The 455-nt window shown below is 55.8% G+C and carries 1 protein-coding gene; it reads right to left on the bottom strand.

Going from position 1 to position 455, the window contains the following annotated elements:
* Window positions 1–267: 267 nt before the first annotated feature.
* Window positions 268–455: hypothetical protein (locus RGM3321_RS00140; RefSeq protein WP_244391016.1), on the bottom strand; the 188-nt coding region annotated here is incomplete at its 5' end.

Here is a 455-nt window from a genome sequence, read left to right as displayed (position 1 = left end):
AGCTGCCACCGAACAAACGGTAGTGAGAGATCAAGTCATGAACTCGAACCGAACGCCAGGATTGAGGGGTATGATGCGAGATGCCGAAGTATCTTCAAAAAGGGAAAATACGCTCGGAGGATCTCGACGTTCTAGCAAAGCGTTGGAGGAGAGTAGCAAGTACGATGATCGTCGCTCTTTTACTCGAAGGCCAAGTCAAGCCACCAATGCTTCTAGCAGAGTGCGGAGCGTCTCGAAAGATGGGCATGGTGGTGGTGCAGGACGCTCTCAAGCCCCTGTTCTGCCTCCGCTCACTTCCATCGACGGTCCTATCGATGGCGCCGGGGCGACTACGTCATCGGATCCGGACTCTTCGACTTTCGCCTCTCTGAGCAGATACGACTCGGGCGTGTCGCCATCATCATCAACGGCGGCACCTGCTCCAGTCAGTCCAGGCATGGCGGATCGTCGTGATC

Source organism: Pseudomonas sp. RGM 3321 (assembly GCF_022836805.1).
Lineage (GTDB): Bacteria > Pseudomonadota > Gammaproteobacteria > Pseudomonadales > Pseudomonadaceae > Aquipseudomonas.
The sequence above is the reverse complement of the archived record's forward strand: the minus strand, read 5'-3'. Positions and strand labels throughout refer to the sequence as shown.